Origin of the sequence: Neobacillus niacini (genome assembly GCF_023715785.1) — a bacterium.
Classification (GTDB): Bacteria; Bacillota; Bacilli; order Bacillales; family Cytobacillaceae; genus Neobacillus; species Neobacillus niacini_E.
Window position 1 is genome coordinate 1 of the sequence record NZ_JAMBOX010000125.1, and the last position, 233, is coordinate 233.

Sequence of the window (233 nt, forward strand, 5' to 3'; positions counted from 1 at the left end):
CCCAAGTCTGGCTGAAGGGATCGGTCTTGAAAACCGACAGGCGGGTTAAACCGCGCGGGGGTTCGAATCCCTCTTCCTCCGCCATCTTTACATTTTTTATACCTTCTTATTGTCGCGGGGTGGAGCAGTCCGGTAGCTCGTCGGGCTCATAACCCGAAGGTCGCAGGTTCAAATCCTGCCCCCGCAATACGGTCTGGTAGTTCAGTTGGTTAGAATGCCTGCCTGTCACGCAG

Annotated in this window: 1 tRNA gene; it reads left to right on the forward strand. The window is 55.4% G+C overall.

The annotated features are described in order from the left end of the window. Nucleotides 1-113 precede the first annotated feature (113 nt). A tRNA-Met gene (locus M3234_RS29110) sits at nucleotides 114-187 on the forward strand. The last annotated feature ends 46 nt before the right edge of the window (nucleotides 188-233 follow it).